Below are 24,332 nucleotides of genomic sequence, written 5' to 3' on the forward strand. Positions count from 1 at the left end.
CTGTAACCATCTCCGCAGACGAACCAGCTCCCGTCACTCCGCCGGGTACTCGTCGTTGCGGGGCAGCTTGAGCAGAGCGGGCTCGAACCGCGGTTTCGACGGTGGCACCGCGGAACCGTCCATGAATTGCATCGCAACCGCGCCATCGTGGCCGATGAAGGGCAAAGACTCCGAAGCACTGGTGCTGTCCGTTTCGACGAAGGGCATACCGCGGTCCAGATTAATGTTGAACCGCTTGGCCTCTTCATTTCCGCGACCGACGCTCCATATCATCGGCGCAAGGTCGTGTTGGCGGGCGAACTCGTTCCAACGCTCCTCGCCCCATACGGACTCTTCGAGCAGTCGTGGTGCGTACTGAAACGCCTGGCCCGAGTAGACATCCAGTGGCAATGTGGGGAGATAGTCGGGCACCAGTTGTTCGAGTGTCAGCGGGTATTCGCCATGGTCGAGGTGATAAGCGATGAGCGCCAGGCGGAGGCACTGGAGTTGGAGGTTAATTCTCAGGCTCAACGACTCCATCAATCGGTAATTAAGTCCAACATTGGAGTTCCAAATCTGGCTGGCGAGCAGACTGGAGTTGGCGGCTTGCCACTGTCGGTTGCTGCGGACGTTCGCCTCGACCGAGTCGTTGAGGAACCGATATCCGTTGGCGACCAGAAGCTGCTTGCGAAGCTCCTCGCCCATCAGGCCGCTCGTGCGCTGTATGTAGGCGAGGGACATCGTGGCCAGCAGGTCGAGTGCTTGTTCGGCCCGCCCGTGCTCGCCCGGCAGCTGGTCGAGGAAGAGCGCCAAGTTCAAGTCATCGTCGGGCTGCCAACCCAGGACGCCACCCGCCAGGGCCCGGCGAGATGCGACATAATCAACGAGCACCTGTTGGTCGAGTGGGGGATAATCTTGGTGGATCGCGGCCAAGTCGGCCGCCGCCTGCTGGAGCCGCTCGCTGGTCTGCCCCGGCGCGAGGGCCCAGTCGAGCAGAAGCTTGTCTTCCGGAATGGAAGCCACATTCAAACTGTACAGGAGGTATCGCCCCTGCCCGTCGATGTTGTGCAAGATCTGGCTCTTTAGCCGTTCGAGAGCCAGCAGGCGATCCCACGCGCGGTCGAGGTCGCCATTCTCCACTTGCCGATGCGCGTCCAGTGACAGTAGCGACGCCACCTCGACGGGCCACGGATCGAGTTCGCCCATGCGCAGCGCGGGCTCCTTGGTCAACTCGACGAGTCGCTCGATCTGTTCGGGCGTCACCACGGGTGGAGAACCGACTACAGCGGCCGGTGCTTCTTCCGCATCATTTTCACCAGAACCGAACTCTCCTCCGTCAAATGCACCTTCGCCAAGGTCGCCTCCACTTGCTTCACCTGCCATGAACCCACCTTCCGCGAATTCCGCACCGCTAAACTCGCCTTCAAAGGAACCCCCTTGGCTGAAGCTACTCGCACTGGCTGCGAAGCCGCCCATTTCCATGCCGCCCATTTCCGCAGCCTGCATTTCCGAACTGGCACCGAATTCGGCACCAAGGCTGTCATCGGACTCGTTGTCACTTGGGGGTTGGCTGTCATGAATGTCCAGCAAGACTTGCTGGTACTGGCGGGTGAGTTCTTCGGCCGCGCGTTGTTGCTCCTCGTATTCGTTCACGCGCGAGGCGAGATGCACGGGGGGGAACGGCACGTCGCTGGTACCGCTTGGAGAGACCTGCATGTCGTAGTGCTGGGCGAGACTTCGCTCAAAGCGCTGAAACTCCTCCCCTGCCCTGTCGATTTGCCAGCCGCGAATTGTGGGGATGCTAATTACCACCAACAACAGCGGCACGACCACTGCCAGCACCGTGCCCGACCACCGCGGAATCGTATGCCGACCGGCCAGCCAGTCGGGCGCGCGGATGTACGTGGCCAGCAGGCAGCCGACGATCACGGGCAGGTGGCACCACACCGGCGGCAATCGCCAAGCGATGATCAGGTAGCCGAACAGCAGGATGGCGATCGAACCAAACAGGCTCATGCCGGCGGCCAGAATCTCGCTTTTGATCAATTGCGAGGTGAGTTGCCCCACAGCAAACGCCGCGAAGGCAGCCAGGCTGAAATTGAGCACAAGGTAATACGACAAGTCGGCAGCGCTTACCTGCACGTCGGCGGCGACAGCGTTGTTCCATTCGAGTTGCGACAAGTGCTCGATTCCGCGCAGAGCAAGGCTCGACGTCAACCAGCTTGCCACTAGCACAAACGGCACCCATAGCAGCACGAGATACAGGGCCCATCCAGCCACTCGCACCAACCACACCAATCGTGGTCGCCCGGCATGTTCGGCCAGGAACTGCCACTGTCCCCGGCGATGATCGGATCGAAAAGCCATCGCCCCACACAATCCTGGAATGAAGAACACGCTAAGAGGCAGTTGCTCCATCGATTTGACACCGCTGGAACGAGCGAGCGCTTCGACCGCCGCCATCATAAGAATTCCACCGACCACCACGGCGAGCATCGCCTTCCACGACTCGCGCCAGGTTTGCCATGCCAGGCGCCAGACGATGCCGCGACGGGTAGCTCCGTCCACCGGTTGCAGCGTCTGCTGTGCCATGGCGGGCGAGAGGGCGGTACTGACGTCGACCTGCGTAGCAGGGGTAGTGGTCTTGCGCTTCTTTCGATTTCGCGACACCTGCTCGGTACCGAGCATCCAGCGTCGCGAAAGCACCCCAGCGAGAACTAGCATCGCGGCGGCCAGTGCCAATCGCGCGGGGATGGCCTGGTAGTAGTCGTCGCCTTTGTAGCCCATGCCACCGGCGATACTAATTGCCACCTGAGAACTGAACGACGTGGCCGCGCAAGCGAGCACCGCGGCGAGCAATGGTCGGGGAACCAGCACCGAGACCAATAAGCCGCAGGCCGTGGCTTCGACCAACAGCGTGATGCCGGATTCTAGCATGCGACGGAACGTTTCCGCTGGTAGCCACTTGTATCCCCCCACACACCAACCGACGGCCGCCAAGGCAATCGTAAACACAATGGCCAACAGTAGCACCGCGAGCAACTTGCTAACGAACGTCGTCAGCGGATAACGCGGCAGCGAGTGGAGGAACGTGTCGGTCTGCTCTTCTCGTTCGACGGAATAGGCGGTAATCGCCGCGCCGATGGCTACGAAGGCTCCACCCCCGAACGACGGAAATAGCAGCAAAAAGATGCCAAGTTGCTCACCATCAGCAGGTTGGGCAACGGACTTGACGAACAGCATCAACAGCACTGCCAATGCCGCCACGCCGAGCACAAAGCCCCGCATCCGCCGCAACTCTTTCCACACGAATCGCCCGATCAACTGCCAAGGGACGGGGTTAGGCGACAGGAATGGAGTAGCAATAGTCGACATGGCGCGTCTCCGGTCACTGCATCGAGAGAAGCAAACTCAGGCTAAAACGTTTCACAACATTCGCGGGTGACTGGGGTCGAGTCCCGCGAGCCCCCAGCCACTCAACTGTTTCTACAACTGCTGCAATCTTTCATCTTCCCAAGGCGTTGGCATCGGTTCGGGCTCACTTGCCGGCGGAGGCGAACCATCCGGGCCAATCCGGGCGACGAAGATCTCTTCGAGCGATGGCGTGTGACTATCCACGGCCACCACGCCACTGCGGTCCATGAGCTGTGCCGTGGTGGCGTCGACATCCAGGTCTGCATCGCGAACCAGCAATTGCCACTGCCGGCCATGTCGGCTGTGGGCCAGCACCGCGCCCCCCATTGGCGGCGGTGCGGAGGCTGCACCCTCCATGGTGACGGTCCACGCCCTGGTGGTGGCTTTCATTTGGTCGAGCCGCGATAGCTCCAGCAGCCGCCCCTCGTGCATGATGGCCACCCAATCGGCCACGCGTTCCACTTCGCCAATCTGATGACTGGAAAGCAGCACCGTTCGCCCACTGGCCGCCTGGTCGACCATGCTTTCGAGGAACTCGCGGCGCACCAGCGTGTCGAGTCCCGAGGTCGGTTCGTCCATCACCAACAGCGGCGGGCGATGCGCCAGGGCCAGCGACAGCACCACTTTGGCCCGCATGCCCTTGGACATGTGCGCGATCTTGCGATCGGCCGGCACCTGAAAACTGGCCAACAGTTGCCGATAGTTCGATTCGAATCCGTCGCCATAAAAGCCCGCGGTGAACCAACCAATCTCGGCGGCCGTCATCCAGTCGTATAGCGTCGGTCGCTCGGATACATAACCCACCTGGCGGCGGATCATCTCGCCATCGGCCGTACTCGAACGACCCAGCACCTGCAGTTCCCCTGCATCAGGCGTGGCGAGTCCCAGCAACATGCGGATCAGGGTCGATTTGCCCGCACCGTTCTCGCCCAACAGGGCGAACACGCACCCCGCCGGCACCGACAGCGACACGTTGTCGACGGCCGTCTGCCGGCCAAAGCGTTTGGTGACGCCACGCACTTCGATTGCATTACTCATGATTGCCGTTCCCCATGAACTGCTTTTCCAGACGAGTCAGCTCCGCATCGACCAGACGCCGCACGGCCGCGGCATCGAGCCCCGAACGAAAAGCCTCTTCGAGCACCTGCCCCACGCGCGCCTGCAACAGTTGCCGCCGCTGGGTCTGACACTCCCGCTTTGCTCCACCACGAACCGACAGACCAATGCCCGAGGCCAGCTCCACCAGTTCCTGCGACTGCAGGTCGCGATAAGCACGAGCTACGGTATTTGGATTGATCGCCAGCTCTCGAGCGAGTTCGCGGACACTGGGCAACAAATCGCCCGCCGCCACCACGCCATCGGCAATGGCGAATTTCACCTGCCGCACGATCTGCTCATAGACCGGCACGCCGTTCGAGCTATCGACACGAATAAACACCTGCAGGCTCCAGAGACTGAAAAAAGTTCTCTCTAGCAAGGCGAACTACCGTACTAGTGCGATAGTACACATTTGGGGAGTGGGTGTCAATAAAGAATCCTCTCGGAATTTTGGCGCGGCTCGGTGATGGTCGATCGACTTGGGGAATGACGAAGTACCCAATGACCAACTTGAAATCCTCACCGCCAAAAGGGTCAGGGTGAGGGGCGTCGACGAGGCGATCTGCGGGGCAAACGGGAATACTCGAGCCACGTTGCATGGAATCGAATGGTGGGAAATTCTATCGTGAAGGCTACGTTTCGACCGCAGGGAGCACAACTTATGCACAAAAAGCAAGGTACTGCGGTAGTTGCTGCCCTGATCCTCACCGCGGGCAGTACTGCTGCCGCAGTGGCGCAGGAGAGCGAAATGGACCCCGCCAGCCTTGCACAGAAGATCACGGCGGCCAGGCGTGACGCAACGTCCGGATTGATTGAGTATCGCCGGGTGAAGACGGTCATGGAGGGCCGCGAGGCATCGCAGCCGGTCGTCTTCAGGCATGTCGTATTCGCCTTCGACGGCGAGAAGCGCTACCTGCTGGCGCGTCACCTGCCCGGCAGTGCGGTGCGTCAGCGGTTCGCGGAAGATGCCCAGACGGACGACTCGAGCAGCAGCGGCCCCGGCTTCGTCAAAACGCAACTGGTGTACGATGGGGAAGAATTCTGCCATGTTGTCAACGACCAGATGGTGAGCATCTATTCGGCTGACACGGTAAAACAAAAGCGAAAGGGCACCGCGTTCGACCCTTACTACCTAAAATTGATGGGGTGGCGGATCTCCGATCCGATTGCCCCCTCCGAAGCGAACAAAGCAGTCGCGAGCGTCTTTTTGCCAGCGGTGTTAACGGAACCAGAATCGAACTACGCGGCGCGGACCGATCAGCTCGATGGCCATCCTTGCCTGGTTGTCGAGGGCTCGTTTTCAACACCGTTCGGCGATCGAGTCCACGATAAGTTGTGGCTGTCGCCAGAGCATGACTTCTTGCCATTGAGACGCGAATACATGGACAGCCAGGGGCATCTCCTTGCCAGTGTGGTCGCTGAGCAGCCCACCAGGTTCGCCGGCGACCTTTGGCTCCCGCAGGTCATCACCAACAACAATTACACGTCGAGCGAAGAAGATCCGCAGACGCTGAAGTCGCAAGAAGTTTTGGAACTCGTCGACGCGAATTTTGGCGAGATGGATCCCGAGTTGTTCTCGATCCAACTGCCAAAGCCTGCGATAGTGACAGACTACCGAACCACAAGAAAGGAGCACTCGACCTATGCTCGACATGCTGACGGCGAGACGAGCAACATGGATAGTCCCGTCGAATACGTCGCCGACAAACTGGTACAGCGCATCGATAAGGCATCTTCGTCGACCGGCCGTTGGGCGCACCTCTGGTTGGTGCTGACCATCGGCTTTGCGATCACTGGGCTGCTGCTGGCTTGGCATCGAGTAGCACAACACAGAGCCTAAATGAGCGAAGCGCCGTGCTGCGCCGCTGGCCACCAAACTCTCATTTGCACGTTTCTCTCTCCGTCGCCGGCCGGGCGAAGACCGCCAGGCTGGTGCCGTTCTGGCGGAGCGTGCCGAATTCACCTTTGCCGTTCTTACTGCAAGGAGTGTTCAGCACGCGGGCCGCGGGGTCGGCGATGGCCATGGTGGTCGATCCACCACCGTCGAGATTCACCGCCTGCACGCAATCGTTCTCGAGCATCAATTGGGCGAGTTCCGGTAGCGACATCCCTTCCGAGACACCCGGCTGGCGGCCGTCGACTACGGCCAAAATGAGGCGGTTATCGGCCGTATAGCCGATGGCGGTGCGGGGGTGCAGGGCGCGGCTGAACTTCCGCTCGTCGGTCGTTACACTGCCATCGGTCACGATCTGATTGCTACCGGTTATCGCGTTGTGCAGATTCAATTTGCTGCTGGGACTCGTGACTCGATAGGTGTCGTGCTCGCCACGGACGATGGCCACCTGGTTCTGCGCATCGATGTTTATACTGGGCCAGTCGCCGCGAAACGGCGAGACCCGCTGGCCATCGGAAACCACCAGTCCGGTGTTGTCGGTGTTCCGCGCCCGCATGCCGAAGAACGTGGCGTTGATGGCCAACTGCGCGTGCTGTTCTTGGAGAAACTCCAAGGTGGTTTGGCGAGTGGTCTCGCCATTCGGGTCGCCTGGCGCCTCTCCGTTGGGGTCGCCATTACCGGGCGTGACGCGAAACGAGATTCCGTCGGCCGCAAGATCGATCTCCGCGATCCAAATCTTCAGCGGGCGCGGCTCTTCGCGCGTCAGCTCGCGCAGCGTTACCCCATGAAATGGCCGAGCGACGTGCTCCTCGGCACCGGCGGTATAACCCACCAGCAGTGTGACAAGTACAAGACAGAAGCAGCTGAAACGGGCCATGCGGTTGGTCCTGCGGGTGAAACATCGGGCATGCCGAACCTAACGCAGACGTGTGCCAGAATCAACAATCGCCGGTGCAAGCGGCAATACTTCAGCCCCCTCCCCGCCATCGTGTATCATAGAGCCTTTACTTCCCCGACACACACCACAGGCACTCTCCTCATGCGGTACGCACTCTTCACGCTCGCCCTCATGGCAGCTCCCATCGTTTCGGCCGAAACGCCCGTCGCTTATCAGAATCCCGTTTACACCCGCAGCATGCCCGATCCGGGAGTTCTGGAGCACGAAGGGCGCTACTACGCCTTTGGCACGACGGGCAGTAAGCCGCTCGCGGATGGGCGGCGGTTTCGGGTGCTCAGTTCCGACAACCTGGTCGACTGGCAGGACGAAGGTGGCGCGCTGGTCTCGCCCGCCGGTTCGGAGGGTCACGAGTTCTGGGCGCCCGAGGTCGTAGAGCACGACGGGACGTTCTACCTGTACTACTCGATGGGGACGATCGATGATTTGCAGTTCAAGATCCGTGTCGCGACGAGCGATTCGCCCACCGGCCCCTACACCGACACGGGTACACCACTCGAAGATGGCGCGGGGGCGGCGTTCTTTATCGACGGGCACGCCTTTCAGGACGACGATGGCCAGTGGTATTTCTTTTACGCCAAGGACTTTCTCGACACGGAGAGCGGCTACCGCGCGGGCACCGGCATCGTGGTCGATCGGCTGATCGACATGCGGCGACTCGAGGGCAAACCTCAAATGGTGGTGCGGCCGCGGTACGATTGGACGCTGTTCGAGGCCAACCGCACGATGAGCATGTACGGCGGCCGGCGTTTCGACTGGCACACCATCGAAGCCCCCTGGGTGGTGAAGCACGACGGCCGCTACTGGTGCTTTTACAGCGGCTCGAACTTCGGCACCGAGCACTACGGCATCGACTACGTGGTGGCCGACAGCGTCACCGGCCCCTACACTGGCCAAGGCCAATACGCCCGCGTGCTGCGGGGCGTGCCAAACCTGGTCCGCGGCCCAGGCCACCACTCGATCGTCCGCTCGCCGGTGTCGGAGGAAGACATCATCGTGTACCACGCCTGGAACGAGGATATGACCGTGCGCCAGATGTGCATCGACCCGCTCACGTGGACGCGTTATGGGCCGCGGTGCGTGGGGCCCTCGGTGGGGGAGGTGGAGTTGAAGTAGGCTGCAGCAAGCGTCTTAGCAAAGGGTGAGATTACAGTGCGTCGAGTCGCTACATCTTGGCAAGTTATCGATACCGTGCTCCGGGAACACGCTCATACGGTATACAACGCTCTACGTCCCCCAGCTACGGATTCTGCTATCACCAACTTGTCGGCTGAAATTCCCTGCCAGCTGCCAAGTTCACTTCTCCAATCATTGCAGGTTCACGACGGGATCGAAGACTCGCGAAGCGGTGCTCATCGGTTGTTCGATAACATGGCGCTCTTGACCGCGGAAGAAATAGCGTCGACATGGCGAATGCAGTGGAACTTGCAATGCGAATGTGATTTTGGGGGATGCCACTTCACACAAACGCGTAGTCTGAAGAACGACGCGAGATGGCGGAGAAACTGGATTCCAATCATGGATTGCGAGGGCGACCACTTGGTCCTCGACCTTGACCCGGGGCCAACCGGGAAACACGGTCAAGTCTTCGCATGGTACAACTACGGCAGTAGGCCAATGCGAGTTGTCGCGGAGTCACTTCGACACTGGCTACACGTGGTTGCAGATGAATTGCAGCATCGGAGATTCACCCTTGATGAATGGGGCCACATTTCCCTCAATAAGCGTTTAACTTAGGTGTGTGTGCGGAGCACGAGAGCGATGACCTCCCAGCGTCGCGGCGTAGACGCAACACTGGGCTGAAAGACGAAATCCCTTCGGGATAGTATTTTTTCATTGCGTTACGAAGTTGCCGTGGCATCGACAATCAAAACCGCGATATGGAGGCTTGGAACCACGTGAAACCGCCGGACACCATTGATGGAGCTCGCGTAATCGAGTGGGCATGGTCTGGGTCCGCACCTTTTGGTGAAGTGCCCGGCGCTGACCCGTCAGAGGTTTTTGGATTGGCCATCGCGACCTACGGCGACACTCAGTTCTATCGATTCTCCTGCGATGCGAATTGGAACACCATTCAGGACGGACTTTACGATTCCGTTGCGGAGGCGAAGGCACGGTTGCCGGAGCAGTATCGTTACGTAGCGGCAGATTGGAATGTCCGCGAAGACGTCGGGAAGTGACACCCTGCCAACCTAAACCAGAGGGCTAACAGATGGCTTCGCCCCCTTCGCTACCAGCGCCCTTGCAGTATTTGCAGCCGTTTCTCGAAACGCTGGCCCAAGTGCCGCCAGACGAATTGGATGAGGTGGAGTGCACTGTTCTCGAAGACTTATTAAGGCAACGTATCGAGGGGCTCGACCTTCTGGAGGCCGAGCAACTTCTATCCGACGACCGCGACCTATTGGAGCAGTGGGTCAACGAGTCGAGCGACGCGAGTCATCCCGCTTACTGGCTGCTGGGGTTCCTAGCATCGCCACCGCACATCGTCGATGAGTTGCTCGAGCCCGACGAGGAAGATGAAACTGCCAGTGTGGAACGGACGATCGAGTTGGACCCGCCCTCGGGATGGAGTACCAAGCGCTTTCCCTCAGGACTGGAACTGAAGCATGGCCAGGTGTGGGCAATCATCTCAGCGATGGATGAACTATCTATTCAAATGCAGCGAGCGGGATTTGACAACTGGGTAGTTCCACCCCCGCTCGAAATGATACTCGAGACGGAAGAGGTAGCCTTCGGTGAAGCGGTGGGCACCAAGTATAGAATCCTCGAAGTGAGTCCCGCATCGAAGGAACTGTGCTATTTGCTGAAAGTTCCCGGTGGTTTTGTCAATGTCCGCATCGGACATAAGAAGTTCGCCGATTTCGACGAGTCCGCTCTGGAAGGTCAGCTGCATACACTGCGGGTGGAAACGTCGGGCTGAGTCGTTGCTGCACAATCTACTCCCCTACAATCCGCCAGCAGGACTCATGCTTTTCCATCCCAATATGCGGTGCACAATAAACGGTGGGTGTAGAACCATCAACTCTTTTCATTTATGTGGACTACGTCGACAAGATGAATACCAAATACCTGACAGGATGAATGCTGCGAGAAACGCAGCAGGTTCAGGCACACTTACTACTGGATAGACTGCAGGCTCCAGGGCCGTGTCGCCAAAGTGTGTTCTCCATGTCTCGTATTGGTCGTTACCAATCGTCAGGCCAGTCGAGTCATTTGGTAATGTGCCAGCCGGTGCGCCGAGGTGGTTTCGCCAGACTGTATAGTCGGCAAGGTCGACGACGCCGTCGTCGTTGAAGTCGCCGGGCACGTTGCTGGGTGAGAAGACGATCTGTCCATCGACTACTTCAAGCGAACGCATCCACTCCGAACCTTCAACGGTTGAAGTAAGAAAGGAACCACTCCCCGCGGCATCTGGCGACAGTGTGATCCGCGCAACCCCAAAGTCTGTTTGGTTCGATACCGGGTAGGTCAGCGCACGAATCCAGGTGGCCGAAATGGTCTGTCCCTCAAGGCTCCAAGCGGATAGGGAATCTGGAAGATTCACCGCGCCACCCACCCACGCTGAAGATGTGCCGGGTTGGGCTCCGGAAAGTGCGCCAGTAGTCACGTATGTGTCGAATGCTAGGTCTGGAGAAATCTCCAACAACGCCGGGTGTGGTTCCGTAGCCCCCCCAAGAGAATGGTTGTAGATCGAACCGGCTGTCAGCTGAATAGACAACTGCTGACCGCCGAGTTGGCCTGGAAAGCTTATGAAGATGTCATTGGAAACATACCCCGGTCCCACCAAGGTCGCGGGTGTATACAGTACTCTTACCGTGTGCCGAATGTCCACGATCGGCAATGATGCACCCCCATCCCAGCCACGAATAAGATTGTTCAAATCATCATTGTCAACGCGAGGTCCGGTGGGCGGTAAGTAAAATCCTGCGGGTATCGGTGGCAGACTGGCACCCCAGTTGGACACTACCAGATCAACGTCACGCCCGTCCACCCAGCCGCTGCCATCGAAGTCGCCGGGAGGGTCTTCGCCATGAACCATCGAGCAGGTGACGGCGACGAGAATCGCAAATGGTAGTGTTTGGTGCCTACGCATGATCCGCCCACCTTTCAGCAAGGCAATAGTGAGTGCTGCACCCGCACATGTTACCTTCACGCAGAATAGCCTAACTAGCGCACTGGAGCAACTTTCGTCGCAAGCATCAACAGGAAGCCTCAAAAAAACCTGAGAAGCAATAGTTTCTAGCCGAACAGCCGACGATGATTGTCGACCTATGGGTTTTCTACTACTTACTCCCCTACAATCCGCCAGCAAGAATCATGCTTCTCCATCCCAATGTGCGGATAGTAGGTCGCCGCTTGCGGGGCCGATAGCAGGATGAGCGACGTCGCCAGGCCGGCGTGCTCGTGGGTCTCGTGAATCAGCCGCCGGCCGATGCCCTGCTTTTGATAGGCCTGGTCGACCGCCAGGTCCGACAGGTACGTGCAGTAGCTGTAGTCGGTGATGGCCCGCGAGACGCCAACCAACGTGCCCTCGGCATTGCGGGCGGTGACGATCAGGTCGGCGTTTTCGAGCATCTTGGCGATCCGATCGGTGTCGTCCACGGGCCGCCGCGCGGCGAGCGTCGAACGCCGCAGCACGTCGATGAACTGTTCGGTCATTAGCTCCGGTTCGACGGCGTAAGTGATTGACATGGCTTGGGTTCCGTGGCACGGCGAAGTTCTGGCGATCGCATCCAGTCGTCCACTGTAGCAGGTCGAGGGATACCCTGGCGATGTGGCCGGTTCGCAGGTTTTGCCGCGGGCGGGCGCCGTGCGACTTGACTACGGAGGACTCCGTAGGTACGTTGGATTCCGTAGATGGAAGTCCCCGATGGTTGGAGCCGCACATGCCCCCCGCAAAACAAACCCCCAGCGAACTCGAACTGCAAATCCTGGGCGTGCTCTGGAATCGAGGCCCTTCGACGGTGCGAGAGATTCTCGAGGCCCTCAGCGACGAAAAGGACCGTGGCTACACCAGTGTGTTGTCGGTTGTGCAGTCGATGCAGCGAAAGAAGCTGGTGTCGGTGAGCCGTCCGCGGGGCGAGCGTGCCTACCGCTACACGGCCAAGAAGTCGCGCGAGTCGGTGCTGGGGCCGATGCTTGGTGGGCTGGTCAGTCGGGTGTTCGGCGGCGATCCGGCCGCGGCGGTGCAACAGTTGTTGGACGCCTCGGATCTCGACAAGGACTCCATCGACAAACTACGCGCGGTGGTCGACGCGGCCGCTAAGCAAAGCAATGGGAGGAAGTCATGAACGGGTGGCTCGATGGCATTGCCGGTTGGTCCGACTACTGGGCCGTGGTGCTGGTGCACAGCTTGTGGGTGGGTGCGGTATTGGCCGTGATCGTGGCCCTGCTGTTACGGCAGGTTAGTGCGCGGCGTCCCGACCTGCGGTGCGGCATTGCCTATGGGGGGCTGATGCTGACGCTGGTTGGTTCGCTGGCGGCCGCGACGCTGCCGATGGATCGCATTGCCGCACCCCGCCCTGCTCGGTCGTCGCCCGGAGCCTCCGCGCAGCAGAACGATAGCGCGCACGCACCGACCACCATTGTGGAAGCACAAGAAGAGCGCTCCGCGGCACTGGCGACTTCAGCGTCGGCGCCGGCTAGTGGGCGCGACGCCGTTTCCTGGCAGCGCATCCTGGTGGGGCTGTGGCTGGTGGGCGTGGCGCTGATGCTGGTGGGTATCGGCCGTTCGCACACCGCGGCCCGCGGTTTGGTGCGTCGGGCGAGCGACTGCCACTCGGAGTTCATTACCGAGGCGCTCGCCGACACTACTCGCGTGCTTGGCACGGCGGGTCGTGTCGCTTTGCGGTTGTCGGACGAGATCTCGTCGCCGCTGGTTTATGGTTTCCACTCGCCGATCATCCTGATTCCAGCCAGCTTCGCCAGCGGTGTGCCGATCGATACCTTGCGGGTGATTTTCGCCCACGAGCTGTGGCATCTCCGCCGGGGCGATGCCTACTTCGCCCTGGTGCAGAACGTCGTGGAGTCGATCTTGTTCTACCATCCCGCAGTTTGGTGGCTGTCGCGGCAGGTGAACTACGAGCGCGAGGCCGCCTGCGATGCAGCAGCGGCCACCGTGGTGGGCGAAGGAACGCGCGTTGCTGCGGCCCTGATCGAAACAGCCGAACGGGGGACGGCGCAGCCCGTTGCCGCCTTGGCCGCCGCGCGGGGTTTTCTGCCCGATCGTGTGCAGCGGCTATTGCGTCCGAACGCCCGGCTCGGCACGCGGGTGTCGTGGGGTGGATTGGTGGGGCTCGCCGCGATTGGCCTGGCGGCCGCCTTGAGCCTGGCAACCGGCACCACGCTGGTGGCCAAAGAAGTAGCGGTGGCGATGACCCCTGCCCAGCGAGTCGAGGCAATCGAACAGGCGATGGCCGCCACTGAGCCAGACGACGTTGCCAGGATCGATCCGCGGACCGGGCAAGTGGCCGACAACGTTCCGCGATACGAAGTGACCGCGCGCCTGGTGGCGGCAGATGGTTCGCCGCTGCCTCGCCGGGGAAGCGTTACGGTGAACTACCAAGGTCACTCCATCGGCCTTTCCTATCGCAACGATTCGTCGATGTCGACTCGCTTGCCGGTTGGTGTGACGTTCTACATCACGCCGAACATCGAAGGATTCGCGCCCACGCAGTTCGGCCCTTACAAAATGCTGGATTCGGCGATGGACCTGCAGGAACTGCTGCTGACGCCGGGCTACTCCAGCCGCCTGAAGATCGTCGACAGCGAGGGCCAGCCGGTGGAGGGAGCGAAGATTGCCTCGGCGATGGTATGGACACGCATCGGCTCGGGCGGCACCGGGCACGGCGTGCCATCGCTTATTGGACGGATGAGCGATGCCCAGGGAGAGATAGAACTCGCGCACCTGGCCGCTCGACCATTCGACATCACGATTGAGAAGCCGGGCTACGAGCGTTTGCGGCACGAGCTGGCTTTCGAGCCCGCCGACCTTACGACCTGGAAGCTCACTCCGACCAAGCCAGTAACTGGACAGTTTGTCGACGGCGCAGGGCAGCCGGTCGCCGGGGTGGAAGTGCACTGCGTGCGCAGCGAGGGCGATTCGCTGAACAGTGGTGATCCGCGCGACGAGTTTCTCGAACGACTCGTCCATCCCGAATACACAAGCGGCGCGCCGCTAACCACAGCGGACGAGCAGGGTCGATTTGAACTCTCGACGCTCAAGGCCGATGCCGAATACTGGTTCATGGCGCTGCATGCCGATCATGCTCCAACGCGACTCGATGGGGTGCAGCCCGGGCAAGCTCTACAGCAGATTGTCCTGCCGCCGCGGTTCGAACTGCACGGTAAGCTCGAGGGGGACCTGGCCAAGGTGTTTCCGGACGAAGGTCGGCGAAACATTTGGTTCAACAATCCCCTGACCTACCAAGACATGAGCTATTCGGGCAACCATCGCGTGGAGGTGGACGGAAACGGAAACTTCACGCTGCCACAACTAGTGCCGGGTCGACTATCGCTCACGATCGATAAGCAGCGCATCGACCGGCGGATCGACACCTCGACCGAAGATCTGGTGATCGATGTCGACAAATTGGGCAACTGGGGCCAGGAGAACTACCGCACCGTACGGCTGCGTATCGAGGGACCCAATAATCAACCAGTGCGCGGAACGGTCTACCTGTCTTGGAGGCTCGCCGAGGCACCGGACGTCGGCCGGCAGCAGGATGGCCTGTGGTTGGAGATTCCCGCGGACGATCCGGTGCTCGAGACGCGGGTGCCAGTGGGGGCGGACCTCTGGTTCTCCGGCAACAAACTGGTCGCCGCTTATTGTCGTCAGAAGAACCTCGGCAAGATTCCCCCTGGCGATGGCCCCTACGACGTTGCGGTCGAAGTGCAGGCCGCGGGCCTGGTGATCGGCAGCGTCCAGAGTGCGAGCGGTTCGCCACTTCGCGACTGCACCGTGACGGTGCGTCGGCTCGAGCGTCTATTGCAGGAAGAGGACGACACGCTCAACGCCTGGGGCGAGTTCTCCGTGGGCGGTCTGCCGCTAGGCGACGACCAGTACGTGGCCCAAGTACGGTTGAACGATACCTGGCAAATTGTCGTCAGCCCCCCTTTCGAACTCACGAAACTCGAGCCGATCCAAGAGCTCGCGCTCACGATGCCCGATCCGGTGCACCTCACGGGGCAAGTGCTGCAGCACGATGGGCAGCCGGCCGCGGGCCGTTATATCGGGGCATCGTTTAGCATGGGAGGGTACAGCCACAGCACGGGGCTTGGCAAACTCGACGACCAGGGCCGCTTCCGCATCGCCGTTTCGCCCGGTGGCCGCATCGACGAGCACGAAATCACGATTCGCCACGGTGGTGGATCGACCGGCGTCACGCTGTTCTATAAGCCAGACGACGACCGCGGTGGCCACGACTTTGGTGTACTGAAACTTGGGCCTGCCGGCACGGTCCGTGGCCAGGTGCTTCACGAAGGGGGCTCGCCGGCCGTCGGTGTACCGGTGGCGCTGATGGCCGACGACTGGGAGCATAGCGAATACCGCGAGATGCTGCACGACAAGACCGACTCGGAGGGCCGTTTCGAAATCGATGGGCTGGAATGCGTGCCGCAGAAAATCACTGTCGCCTACGGTAAGTGGGACATGCTGAGTATCAACCCGCCCGCACTCCAGACAACGGATAAGTATGGTAACCCCCGAACGGTCGTTACCCCTGCGACCGATCCGGTGGACTTGCAGATAGTGCTGAAAGACGGAGAAGAGTGACGCAGGCCGCGTCTGTTGCACCAACAGAACGATCGAGAGCTGCGAGCAATCGCGGCATCGTCATGGCATGACGGTTGCCGCATGGCCGGCCAGGGTAGTTTTGTCGGCGGCTTGGAACCACGCGCCGGGGCAACGTGTTGCTGGCTTTGCGCAAATGTGACGTCGAATGTTGCAGCCAAGGAGTCGAGTCCACCGGCGTTGGTCGTTCGACGAGCATCGGAAATCTGAATACGGACTCGCCGCGGGCCGGTTTTGCCCCTGCTGACAAGCCCTTGGGGCTTCACGGTCGACCGCCATCGACGGGACGATCCCACCTTTTTTGTGGTCCGCTGCCGGGGCGCTGGGGTATAACCACAATAGTCGTCCCCCTCAGGCTGTCCGTCCCTGCTCACTTGATGAGGCTTTTGTGTCGCAATTTATTGCTCCACTGTTAGCCGCAATGCTCGCCGCTGTGGGACTCGCTCCATCCATTCTGGGGGCGACGTTCAGGGATGCCGAGAAACTTTTTTTGGCGGGCGAATACGAAGACTGCGCAAGCATGGCAGCGGCGGAGATCGAGCAAGGCATCCGGTTCGAGCCCTGGCGACACGTCAAAGCCAAGGCGGAAATGGCGCTTGGCCGCTACGCCGAGGCTCGCGAGACGGTCGAGGAGGGGATCACTTCGTACCCCACCAGCATCGAGATGCGGTTGCTGGCCCACCAGGTGTTTCGCTTCAACGATAAGCCACAAGCGGCCCAGACTCAGTTGCAGCAGGTGGCCAACATTGTCCGCACCCGCTTGCGCCGCCGCGCTTCGCCGGACGAGCAACTGGCCATGGGACAATTCTTACTGGAACAGGGCGCCGATGCCCGTCAGGTGTTGGAGCTGTGCTACGACCCGGTGACCAAGGCGTTTCCCAGCTACGTCGACGGCTACCTGGCGACGGCCCGGCTCGCGCTGGACAAGTACGACAATCGCCTGGCGGCCAGTACCTTGCAGGCGGTGCCCGAGACCTCGCGCAACCATCCCGACTATCACTACTTGCTGGCGCGCACCTTTTTGAGTGACAACCCCGAGCGTGCCAACGAGGCGCTCGACAAGGCGCTTGAGATCAATCCTCGGCACACGGACAGCCTGCTGATCGTGGCGGAGAAGTTAATCGATGGCGAACAATACGACGAAGCCCACCAGACGCTGGCCGAGGTGCTGAAGATCAATCCCAAGCATCCCCAGGCCTTGGCCTTCGAGGCGGTGCTGGCAAATCTGGAAGGCGAGCCGGATCGCGAACGGGCCCAGCGAAAGGCCGCCCTGGATAGTTGGTCGCAGAATCCCGAGGTCGACTACACGATCGGCGCCAAGCTTTCGGACAAGTACCGCTTTGCCGAAGGCGCTGCGTACCAGCGGCGTGCCCTGGCCATGGACAGCAGCTATCTGCCGGCCCGCGTCCAATTGGCACAAGACCTGTTGCGGTTGGGCGACGAGGCGGAAGGCTGGCAACTGATCCAGCAGGTGTTCGAGACCGATGGCTACAACGTGGTCGCTCACAACCTGGTTACGTTGCACGACAGCCTGGACGACTATCGCGTGCTGCAAAACGACTCGTTTCGCGTACGGATGCCCCAACACGAAGCAGCCATCTATGGCCAGCGTGTGCTCGAATTGCTCGACGAAGCGAAACGCGTGTTGTGCGAAAAGTACGAAGTCGAGCTTAGCGGGCCGGTGGTGGTGGATATCTTCGCCAACAAGAACGACTTCGCCGTCCGCACGTTCGGTATCCCTGGTGCCGATGGCTTTCTGGGGGTTTGCTTCGGCAATGTCATCACGGCCAACAGTCCTTCCGCGCTGGGGGCCGACAAGTCCAACTGGGAAGCCGTGCTGTGGCACGAGTTCTGCCATGTCGTGACGCTGCAGAAGTCGCACAACAAGATGCCTCGCTGGCTGAGCGAAGGCATGTCGGTGTATGAGGAGCTCGAACGCGACGGTGGCTGGGGCCAAACGATGAATCCCACGTACCGCCAATTCATTCTCGACGGCCAGATGGCGCCGCTCAGCGAACTGAGCTCGATGTTTCTGGCGCCCGAAAGCCCCATGCAACTGCAGTTCGCCTACTTCGAGTCGGCCATGGCAGTCGAGTACATCGTTGAGAACTATGGCGTCGATTCTCTCAAGCAGATGCTCGACGACCTCGCTCGCGGCGATTCGATCAACGAAACGTTGGTGCGCCACGTTGCACCGCTGGGCAAGCTCGATGCCGAGTTTCGCGACTACCTGCTGGAGCAGGCCAACCAACTCGGGGCGAAACTCGATTGGGAGGAAGCGACGCTGCCTGCCAGTGCCGATTCCGAAATGATCGCCCAGTGGCTCGAAGACCATCCCGACAACTTCTACGGCCTGGTTCGCCAGGCGCAGGCCCTGGTCCAAGAGGAAGATTGGCCCGCGGCGCTGGAGGTGGCCCAGCGATTGCGCGAGTTGATTCCCGAATACACCGGTGCAGGCAATGCCTACGCGGTGCTGGCCCGAGCGTACCGCGAGTTGCACGACACGGCCGCCGAGCGCGAAGCCCTGGAGGCCTGGGCCCAGCGGGATGGCGACGCGATGGACGCTTACCTGCGGCTGATTGAACTGGGCCGCACGGCCGAAGACTGGCAGTTGGTCGCCGCCAACGCGCGGCGGATGCTGGCGGTCGATCCGCTGACACCAATTCCGCACCGCCACCTGGCCGAAGCCGCCGAACAGCAGGGCGAGCCGTCCGCGGCGATTGCCGCCTACCGGGCGCTGCTGCAGTTCGACACCGTGAACCCGGTGAACGCTCACTATCGGTTGGCGCAGTTGCTGCGGGACGAAGGCCATACCGACCAGGCTCGCCGCGAAGTGCTGCTCGCCCTGCAAGATGCACCCCGTTTCTTGGACGCGCACCGATTGTTGTTAGAGCTGGCCGAAGCAGACACCACCAGCGCGGACGAAGAGCCTCCGACCTCGCCAGACGAGCCCGCAGGAGAGGATGATCCAGAATGAAATACGTTCGACAGCTAAAACCGATCCGGCTGGCATTGGCTGCGGCGCTGACGCTCGCGATTGCCGGCGTGGTGGCCGCGCAGCGTGGCTTCGACGGTTGGTACAACGACTCCGACAACCGCGGCGGCGTGCCCGAGTGGGAGAACGAAGCAGGGTTCGAGAAAGATGTCTTCACCTTCGCCCGCGTGCAGTGGAGTTCGTACGGTGGCGGGTCTCGACGCGGTTGGGGGCGGGGCGGACGTTGGAGAACCGACTGGCCTTCGAGCGACAACAACTTTTCGTATCGGCTACAACAGCTGACTTCCCTGAAGGTCAATCCGGAACCGGCAATCGTACGCCTGACCGACGACGAACTGTTCGACTATCCGTTCATTTACATCATCGAACCGGGAGACCTCGTGTTTTCCGAGGCCGAAGTCGAAGCATTGCAGCGCTATCTGCTAAGCGGTGGCTTTCTGATGGTCGACGATTTCTGGGGCGACTACCAGTGGGCCAATTTCGAACGAGAGATTAAACGGGTGTTCCCCAATCGTCCGATCGTCGAATTGCCACTGGACCATGAGATCTTCTCGTGCGTCTACCGTCTGAAAGAGAAACCACAAGTCTGCAGCTACCACCGGGCGAGCGAAGGGCGCGATGCCGAAGGTCGGATGTTTCCGGGTGCACAGAAGGTGACATGGGAAGACGGTCACGGCGGCGATTGTCGGACGGTTCACTACAAAGGTATATTCGACGACAAAGGCCGCATGATGGTCATCATCTGCCATAACACCGACCTCGGCGATGGCTGGGAACGAGAAGGAATGGCCGAGTGGTACTTCAGCGAGTTTGCTGAGAACAAGTCGTACCCCATGGGAATCAACATCGTGGTCTACGCCATGACGCATTGAGCCGAGCTTTTGGCCGGCAGCATTTCGGCACGGCGCTCTGCTGAGGAAAGAACCGGGTCTGGTCGAAACAGCGAGGCCCATCGTGAAGCGCAGTCGTAACGGCCGGCAGACGGTGCCAACAACGATCTTGGAAGTAGTGTCCTTTGAATGAATCGGAGAAACTGTGAGCGTAGAGATCGATAACTTCGAACAAGAACAGCAGATCGTTGAGCAGGTTCGCGATGGCAGCCGACGGATTCGTGAAGAGTTGTCCAAGGTCATCATCGGCCAGCAGGAAGTGGTCGAGCAACTTTTGATCACGCTGTTCGCCGGCGGGCACTGCTTGCTGACAGGTGCGCCCGGGCTGGCGAAGACGCTGCTGGTGCGGTCCATCGCCCAGGTGTTCCATCTCAAGTTCCAGCGGATCCAATTCACGCCCGACCTGATGCCGGCCGACATCACCGGCACGGAAATCCTGGAGGACTCGGCCGACGGTCACCGCCGACTGCAGTTTGTCCGCGGCCCGATCTTCGCCAACGTGATTCTGGCCGACGAAATCAACCGCACGCCGCCGAAAACACAGGCCGCCTTGCTCGAGGCGATGCAGGAACACCAGGTCACCGCTGGTGGCGTTCGCTACCCGCTGGACGAACCGTTTTTCGTGCTCGCCACGCAGAACCCCATCGAAATGGAGGGCACCTATCCCCTGCCCGAGGCCCAGCTCGACCGATTCATGTTCAACGTGGTGATCGACTACCTTCCCGAAGACGAAGAAGTCGACGTAGTGACCCAGACCACTTCGCGCAAGCCCGAACCCATCGAGCCGATTTTCAACAGCGACGACGTGCTCCGCTTTCACGAGGTGGTCCGACGAGTGCCCGTGGCCCGCGAGATGGTTCGCTACGCAGTTCGTCTGGCGGCGGCCTCGCGGCCCGGACAGGCCGAAACCCCCGCGTTCGTCAACGATTGGGTTAGTTGGGGTGCCGGCTTGCGGGCGGGGCAATATTTGATTCTCGGGGCCAAAGCTCGGGCGTTGCTGAATGGCCGCTCGCACGTGGCGCCCGAAGACATTCGCGCCCTGGCCCACGCCACGCTCCGCCACCGCACGCTCATTGGTTATCGCGCCGAAGCCGAAGGGGTAACCGTCGACGATGTGATCGATCGCCTGCTCAAACACGTGGCCGTGCCCACCGAGTAGCGCGACGCCACCCGACGCCTCCCTCTCAAACTCCCCCCCCTGTTGCAGTCCCGCCATGCCCGCCGCACCGGACAATCGAACGACGCCCGCCTCCGGGCAGCCTGCCGGCGGCGCTCGCAGCGTCAGCTTCATGGATCCGCAAACGCTCATGCAGATCAAGAATCTGCAGATGCGGGCCAGGGTGATTGTCGAGGGGTTTTACTCGGGCATCCACCGCAGCCCGTACCATGGCTTCTCGGTGGAGTTCAGCGAGTACCGTCAGTACGTACCGGGGGACGATGTGCGTTACGTCGATTGGCGGTTGTTCGCCCGCAGCGATCGCTACTATGTCAAGCGGTTTGAAGACGAGACGAACTTGCTGTGCTACTTGCTGGTCGACACGAGTAAATCGATGGGCTTTGCATCGGGCGAGATCACGAAGCACGAGTACGCCCGCACGCTGGCCGCTACGATGGCGTACTTCTTGTACCTGCAGCGCGATGCCGTAGGGCTGGCGGTCTTCGACGAGCAGATCAGCGAATACCTTCCGCCGCGACATCGCACAGGACACCTCCGCCACTTCATGGCCGCTTTGCAGCGCGAGCCGCAGGGTACCGGCACCAACCTGGCCGAACCGCTGGACCAGATTGCCAAGACCGTCAGCAAACGCGGCATGGTGATCTTGATTTCCGACCTGCTGGCGCCGATCGAAGTGCTGTCCACGCAGTTGGGGTACCTTCGATCGCGAGGGCATGACGTGCTGGTGCTGCGCGTGATCGATCCCAGCGAGTCGACCTTCCCGTTCACCAATCCGCAAATGTTTCACGACATGGAGTCGGGCAAGCGGCTGTACATCGATCCCGAGGCGGCTCGCGAGCAGTACCTCCAGGCGTTCAACAGCCACGCCGCGGCTTTAAAGAGCGTGTGCAGCGACCTGGGAGTGGAGTACGTGGTTTGCCCGACCGATCGACCGCTTGAACTGTCGTTGTTCGACCTGCTGCGGGCACGGATGCAGCAAGGTCGCGCCCCCTCGCACAACGACCGGACCGCCAGGAGGGTGTCTTGAGCGTACTCGCACCACTCTACTTGCTGGGCCTGGCGGCCATATCGCTGCCACTGGTGTTTCACCTGATCCGCCGCACGCCCCGCGGCGAGATGCTGTTCAGTTCGTTGATGTTCTTGCAGCCCTCGCCGCCGAGGGTTACCAAGCGAAGTCGCATCGACAACCTATTGCTGCTCTTGTTGCGTGCCTTGGCCATTACGTTGCTGGCCATTGCCTTCGCGCGGCCACTGTTTCGTCAGGCCGCCCTGGTGCAGCCCGACGACGTGGGGCGCCAGCGCGTTGCGGTGCTGGTGGATACCAGCGCCAGCATGCGCCGCGGCAACCTGTGGCAACAAGCCGTCGCGGCCGTGGACGACACTCTGGCCGAGTATCGCCCGCAAGATCGCTTCGCCGTGTATGCCTTCGACGAAACGCTGCGGCCGGTCGCCAGCCACCACGATCTGGCGGGGCTGGAAGCTTCGCGGCGCCGCCCGGCGGTCAATGGAATGCTGAAACAAATGCAGCCGACCTGGGCGGGCACCCACCTGGGGCAGGCGCTGGCCGATGCCCTGGCGTCGCTGGAAGACATGCACGATACCGATGGTGAAGAGGTTGCCGCCCCCCGACGAATTGTGCTGATCACCGATCTGCAGTCTGGCAGCCGGCTCGATGCCTTGGCCGCTTACGAGTGGCCCGAAGATGCGTCGCTGGAGTTGATACCGCTGACGCTGGATGAACCGACCAACGCGGGATTGGAGCTGCTCGGCCAGCAGGCCACGGCCACCACCATCGAGCAAGCCCGCGACCAACGACTTCGCGTGCGAGTCACCAACGCCGCAGGCTCGAAACTGGAAGACTATCGACTCCGCTGGCAAACCCCGGACGGCGATTCGCTGGGCAATCCGATCGATGTGCATGCGCCGCCCGGCGAGAGCCGCGTGGTTCGCATTTCACCCCCCAAGGCCTCGGGCCCGAACCCGCAGCTTGTGCTGACCGGCGACGCCTTCGACTTCGACAATACGGTTTACTACCTGCCACCGTCGCGCGACCAGGTGCGGGTGGTCTGCTTGGGCGAGGACGATCCCACCGACGCCGATGCCATGGCGTACTACCTGGACCGGGCCATTCAGAGCGACGCTTCGCGCACGGCCGAAGTGGTTCACGTAAAGCCGGGCGCCCAGGCCGTGATCGACAGCGACCCCCCGCACTTGGTGGTGGTGACCGCGCCCCCTTCGCAGTCGCAGATAGCGGAGCTGCGCCAATTTGCCCAGCGGGGCGGGCTGCTGTTGTACGTGGTGACGGGCGACGAAGACGCGGAGCCTCTGGCCACGTTGCTCGACCAGGACCAGGTGGAAGTGACCAGCGTCGACCCCGACGACTACGCCATGCTGGGCGAGATCGACTTCGACCACCCATTGTTCGCCGCCATGGCGGGGCCGCAGTTCAACAACTTCACGCAGATCCTGTTCTGGAAGTATCGCCAGTTAGACGAAGCAGCGCTGGACGAAGCGAAGGTGATCGCCCGATTCGACTCCGGGGCGCCGGCCATCTTGCAGCGAAGCACCGGCACTGGCGAGCTATTGGTCATGACCGCCGGCTGGAACCCGGGAGATAGTCAATTAGCGCGGTCGTGGAAGTTCCCGCTGATGATTTCGTCGTTGATCGAAAGTCATCGTCGGGATACCACCTTCAGTCCCAGCTATCAAGTGAACCAGCGGGTGCCGTTGCCGCAGGGCATCGAGCTGCCGGCCAATCCGGTGGTGACCAAGCCCAACGGCGACGAAATCCCCCTTGCCGGCGACGATACGGTTATTCAGGGGGTCGACACCCCGGGTGTCTATCGGCTGGCAACCGTGGATGGTTCGGAGGAATTTGCAGTGCACCTCGACTCGACCGAAAGCGATACAGCACCGCTCCCCCAGGAGGCATTGGAGCAGGCCGGTGTGCGGCTGTCGGCCGAATTTGACGTTGCAGCGGAAACGGCGAAGATGCAACAGACGCGTGACGTGGAACTGGAAAGCCGCCAGAAGATATGGAAGTGGTTGGTGGCGCTGGCGATCGTGACGCTGATTGTCGAGTCGTTGCTGGCCGGTTGGCTCTCCCGCCCCGCCGAACAGCCACTGGCCGCGACATGAA

The 24,332-nt window shown here is 61.1% G+C and carries 18 protein-coding genes; 12 read left to right on the forward strand and 6 right to left on the reverse strand.

Annotation, left to right across the window (positions count from 1 at the left end):
- Window positions 1-33: 33 nt before the first annotated feature.
- From NG895_RS04535 to NG895_RS04545, 3 genes are all read right to left on the reverse strand, one after another.
- The gene (locus NG895_RS04535) at window positions 34-3,354 is read right to left on the reverse strand and encodes a hypothetical protein (RefSeq protein ID WP_252851263.1); all 3,321 of its coding nucleotides are present in this window, start codon (window positions 3,352-3,354) and stop codon (window positions 34-36) included.
- Window positions 3,355-3,465: 111 nt separating this feature from the next.
- The gene (locus tag NG895_RS04540; protein WP_252851264.1) at window positions 3,466-4,431 is read right to left on the reverse strand and encodes an ABC transporter ATP-binding protein; all 966 of its coding nucleotides are present in this window, start codon (window positions 4,429-4,431) and stop codon (window positions 3,466-3,468) included.
- The gene (locus NG895_RS04545; RefSeq protein WP_252851265.1) at window positions 4,424-4,831 is read right to left on the reverse strand and encodes a GntR family transcriptional regulator; all 408 of its coding nucleotides are present in this window, start codon (window positions 4,829-4,831) and stop codon (window positions 4,424-4,426) included. Before NG895_RS04545 ends, NG895_RS04540 begins: the two co-directional genes overlap by 8 nt.
- A 321-nt stretch (window positions 4,832-5,152) precedes the next feature.
- On the opposite strand from NG895_RS04545, the gene NG895_RS04550 reads away from it, so the two are divergent.
- Window positions 5,153-6,331 (forward strand): LolA-like protein, encoded by a 1,179-nt coding sequence (locus NG895_RS04550; RefSeq protein ID WP_252851266.1) that lies wholly within the window; start codon window positions 5,153-5,155, stop codon window positions 6,329-6,331.
- Window positions 6,332-6,371: 40 nt separating this feature from the next.
- On the opposite strand, the gene NG895_RS04555 is transcribed toward NG895_RS04550, so the two are convergent.
- Window positions 6,372-7,262 carry a phosphodiester glycosidase family protein gene (locus NG895_RS04555; RefSeq protein WP_252851267.1) on the reverse strand — a complete coding sequence of 297 codons (891 nt, stop codon included), beginning with the start codon at window positions 7,260-7,262 and terminating at the stop codon, window positions 6,372-6,374.
- 162 nt (window positions 7,263-7,424) lie between these two features.
- Here NG895_RS04555 and NG895_RS04560 point away from each other — a divergent pair, with 162 nt between their 5' ends.
- The 4 genes from NG895_RS04560 (at window position 7,425) to NG895_RS04570 (ending at window position 10,260) form a co-directional block, all read left to right on the forward strand.
- Entirely contained in the window at window positions 7,425-8,456 is a 1,032-nt protein-coding gene (locus NG895_RS04560) for a glycoside hydrolase family 43 protein (protein ID WP_252851268.1), read from the forward strand.
- Window positions 8,457-8,531: 75 nt separating this feature from the next.
- The gene (locus NG895_RS30810; protein ID WP_425267204.1) at window positions 8,532-9,077 is read left to right on the forward strand and encodes an SMI1/KNR4 family protein; all 546 of its coding nucleotides are present in this window, start codon (window positions 8,532-8,534) and stop codon (window positions 9,075-9,077) included.
- 269 nt (window positions 9,078-9,346) lie between these two features.
- Window positions 9,347-9,520 carry a hypothetical protein gene (locus tag NG895_RS04565; protein ID WP_252851269.1) on the forward strand — a complete coding sequence of 58 codons (174 nt, stop codon included), beginning with the start codon at window positions 9,347-9,349 and terminating at the stop codon, window positions 9,518-9,520.
- Between the two features lie 32 nt (window positions 9,521-9,552).
- Window positions 9,553-10,260: a hypothetical protein gene (locus tag NG895_RS04570; protein ID WP_252851270.1), complete on the forward strand. Its 708-nt coding sequence runs from the start codon at window positions 9,553-9,555 to the stop codon at window positions 10,258-10,260.
- A 108-nt stretch (window positions 10,261-10,368) separates the two neighbouring features.
- Here the strand turns inward: NG895_RS04570 and NG895_RS04575 are convergent, their stop codons facing one another.
- Both NG895_RS04575 and NG895_RS04580 read right to left on the reverse strand, forming a co-directional pair.
- Complete coding sequence (locus NG895_RS04575; protein ID WP_252851271.1) at window positions 10,369-11,433, reverse strand: hypothetical protein; 1,065 nt, start codon at window positions 11,431-11,433, stop codon at window positions 10,369-10,371.
- 194 nt (window positions 11,434-11,627) lie between these two features.
- Window positions 11,628-12,032 (reverse strand): GNAT family N-acetyltransferase, encoded by a 405-nt coding sequence (locus NG895_RS04580; RefSeq protein WP_252851272.1) that lies wholly within the window; start codon window positions 12,030-12,032, stop codon window positions 11,628-11,630.
- Window positions 12,033-12,226: 194 nt separating this feature from the next.
- Between NG895_RS04580 and NG895_RS04585 the strand changes: the two genes are divergently transcribed.
- From NG895_RS04585 to NG895_RS04615, 7 genes are all read left to right on the forward strand, one after another.
- Window positions 12,227-12,631: a BlaI/MecI/CopY family transcriptional regulator gene (locus NG895_RS04585; RefSeq protein WP_252851273.1), complete on the forward strand. Its 405-nt coding sequence runs from the start codon at window positions 12,227-12,229 to the stop codon at window positions 12,629-12,631.
- Window positions 12,628-16,113, forward strand: coding sequence for a M56 family metallopeptidase (locus NG895_RS04590; RefSeq protein WP_252851274.1), 3,486 nt, complete (start codon window positions 12,628-12,630; stop codon window positions 16,111-16,113). The genes NG895_RS04585 and NG895_RS04590 overlap by 4 nt, the downstream gene beginning before the upstream one ends.
- Before the next feature lie 439 nt (window positions 16,114-16,552).
- Window positions 16,553-19,108, forward strand: coding sequence for a tetratricopeptide repeat protein (locus tag NG895_RS04595; RefSeq protein ID WP_252851275.1), 2,556 nt, complete (start codon window positions 16,553-16,555; stop codon window positions 19,106-19,108).
- A complete protein-coding gene (locus NG895_RS04600) occupies window positions 19,105-19,998 on the forward strand; it encodes a DUF4159 domain-containing protein (RefSeq protein WP_252851276.1) in 894 nt (297 codons plus the stop codon). The genes NG895_RS04595 and NG895_RS04600 overlap by 4 nt, the downstream gene beginning before the upstream one ends.
- A 163-nt stretch (window positions 19,999-20,161) precedes the next feature.
- A complete protein-coding gene (locus NG895_RS04605; protein WP_252851277.1) occupies window positions 20,162-21,175 on the forward strand; it encodes an AAA family ATPase in 1,014 nt (337 codons plus the stop codon).
- Between the two features lie 55 nt (window positions 21,176-21,230).
- Window positions 21,231-22,220 (forward strand): DUF58 domain-containing protein, encoded by a 990-nt coding sequence (locus NG895_RS04610; protein WP_252851278.1) that lies wholly within the window; start codon window positions 21,231-21,233, stop codon window positions 22,218-22,220.
- Complete coding sequence (locus tag NG895_RS04615) at window positions 22,217-24,331, forward strand: BatA domain-containing protein (RefSeq protein ID WP_252851279.1); 2,115 nt, start codon at window positions 22,217-22,219, stop codon at window positions 24,329-24,331. The genes NG895_RS04610 and NG895_RS04615 overlap by 4 nt, the downstream gene beginning before the upstream one ends.
- Window position 24,332: the final 1 nt, after the last annotated feature.

Source organism: Aeoliella straminimaris (genome assembly GCF_024054565.1).
Taxonomy (GTDB): domain Bacteria; phylum Planctomycetota; class Planctomycetia; order Pirellulales; family Lacipirellulaceae; genus Aeoliella; species Aeoliella straminimaris.

Bases quoted from the DNA above. Each gene is read 5' to 3' on its own strand.
- NG895_RS04610 (WP_252851278.1), top strand. From the start codon at position 21,231: ATGCCCGCCGCACCGGACAATCGAACGACGCCCGCCTCCGGGCAGCCT.
- NG895_RS04550 (WP_252851266.1), top strand. From the start codon at position 5,153: ATGCACAAAAAGCAAGGTACTGCGGTAGTTGCTGCCCTGATCCTCACC.
- NG895_RS04585 (WP_252851273.1), top strand. From the start codon at position 12,227: ATGCCCCCCGCAAAACAAACCCCCAGCGAACTCGAACTGCAAATCCTG.
- NG895_RS04540 (WP_252851264.1), bottom strand. From the start codon at position 4,431: ATGAGTAATGCAATCGAAGTGCGTGGCGTCACCAAACGCTTTGGCCGG.
- NG895_RS04560 (WP_252851268.1), top strand. From the start codon at position 7,425: ATGCGGTACGCACTCTTCACGCTCGCCCTCATGGCAGCTCCCATCGTT.
- NG895_RS04535 (WP_252851263.1), bottom strand. From the start codon at position 3,354: ATGTCGACTATTGCTACTCCATTCCTGTCGCCTAACCCCGTCCCTTGG.
- NG895_RS04600 (WP_252851276.1), top strand. From the start codon at position 19,105: ATGAAATACGTTCGACAGCTAAAACCGATCCGGCTGGCATTGGCTGCG.
- NG895_RS04580 (WP_252851272.1), bottom strand. From the start codon at position 12,032: ATGTCAATCACTTACGCCGTCGAACCGGAGCTAATGACCGAACAGTTC.
- NG895_RS04570 (WP_252851270.1), top strand. From the start codon at position 9,553: ATGGCTTCGCCCCCTTCGCTACCAGCGCCCTTGCAGTATTTGCAGCCG.
- NG895_RS04555 (WP_252851267.1), bottom strand. From the start codon at position 7,262: ATGGCCCGTTTCAGCTGCTTCTGTCTTGTACTTGTCACACTGCTGGTG.
- NG895_RS04575 (WP_252851271.1), bottom strand. From the start codon at position 11,433: ATGCGTAGGCACCAAACACTACCATTTGCGATTCTCGTCGCCGTCACC.
- NG895_RS04590 (WP_252851274.1), top strand. From the start codon at position 12,628: ATGAACGGGTGGCTCGATGGCATTGCCGGTTGGTCCGACTACTGGGCC.
- NG895_RS04595 (WP_252851275.1), top strand. From the start codon at position 16,553: ATGCTCGCCGCTGTGGGACTCGCTCCATCCATTCTGGGGGCGACGTTC.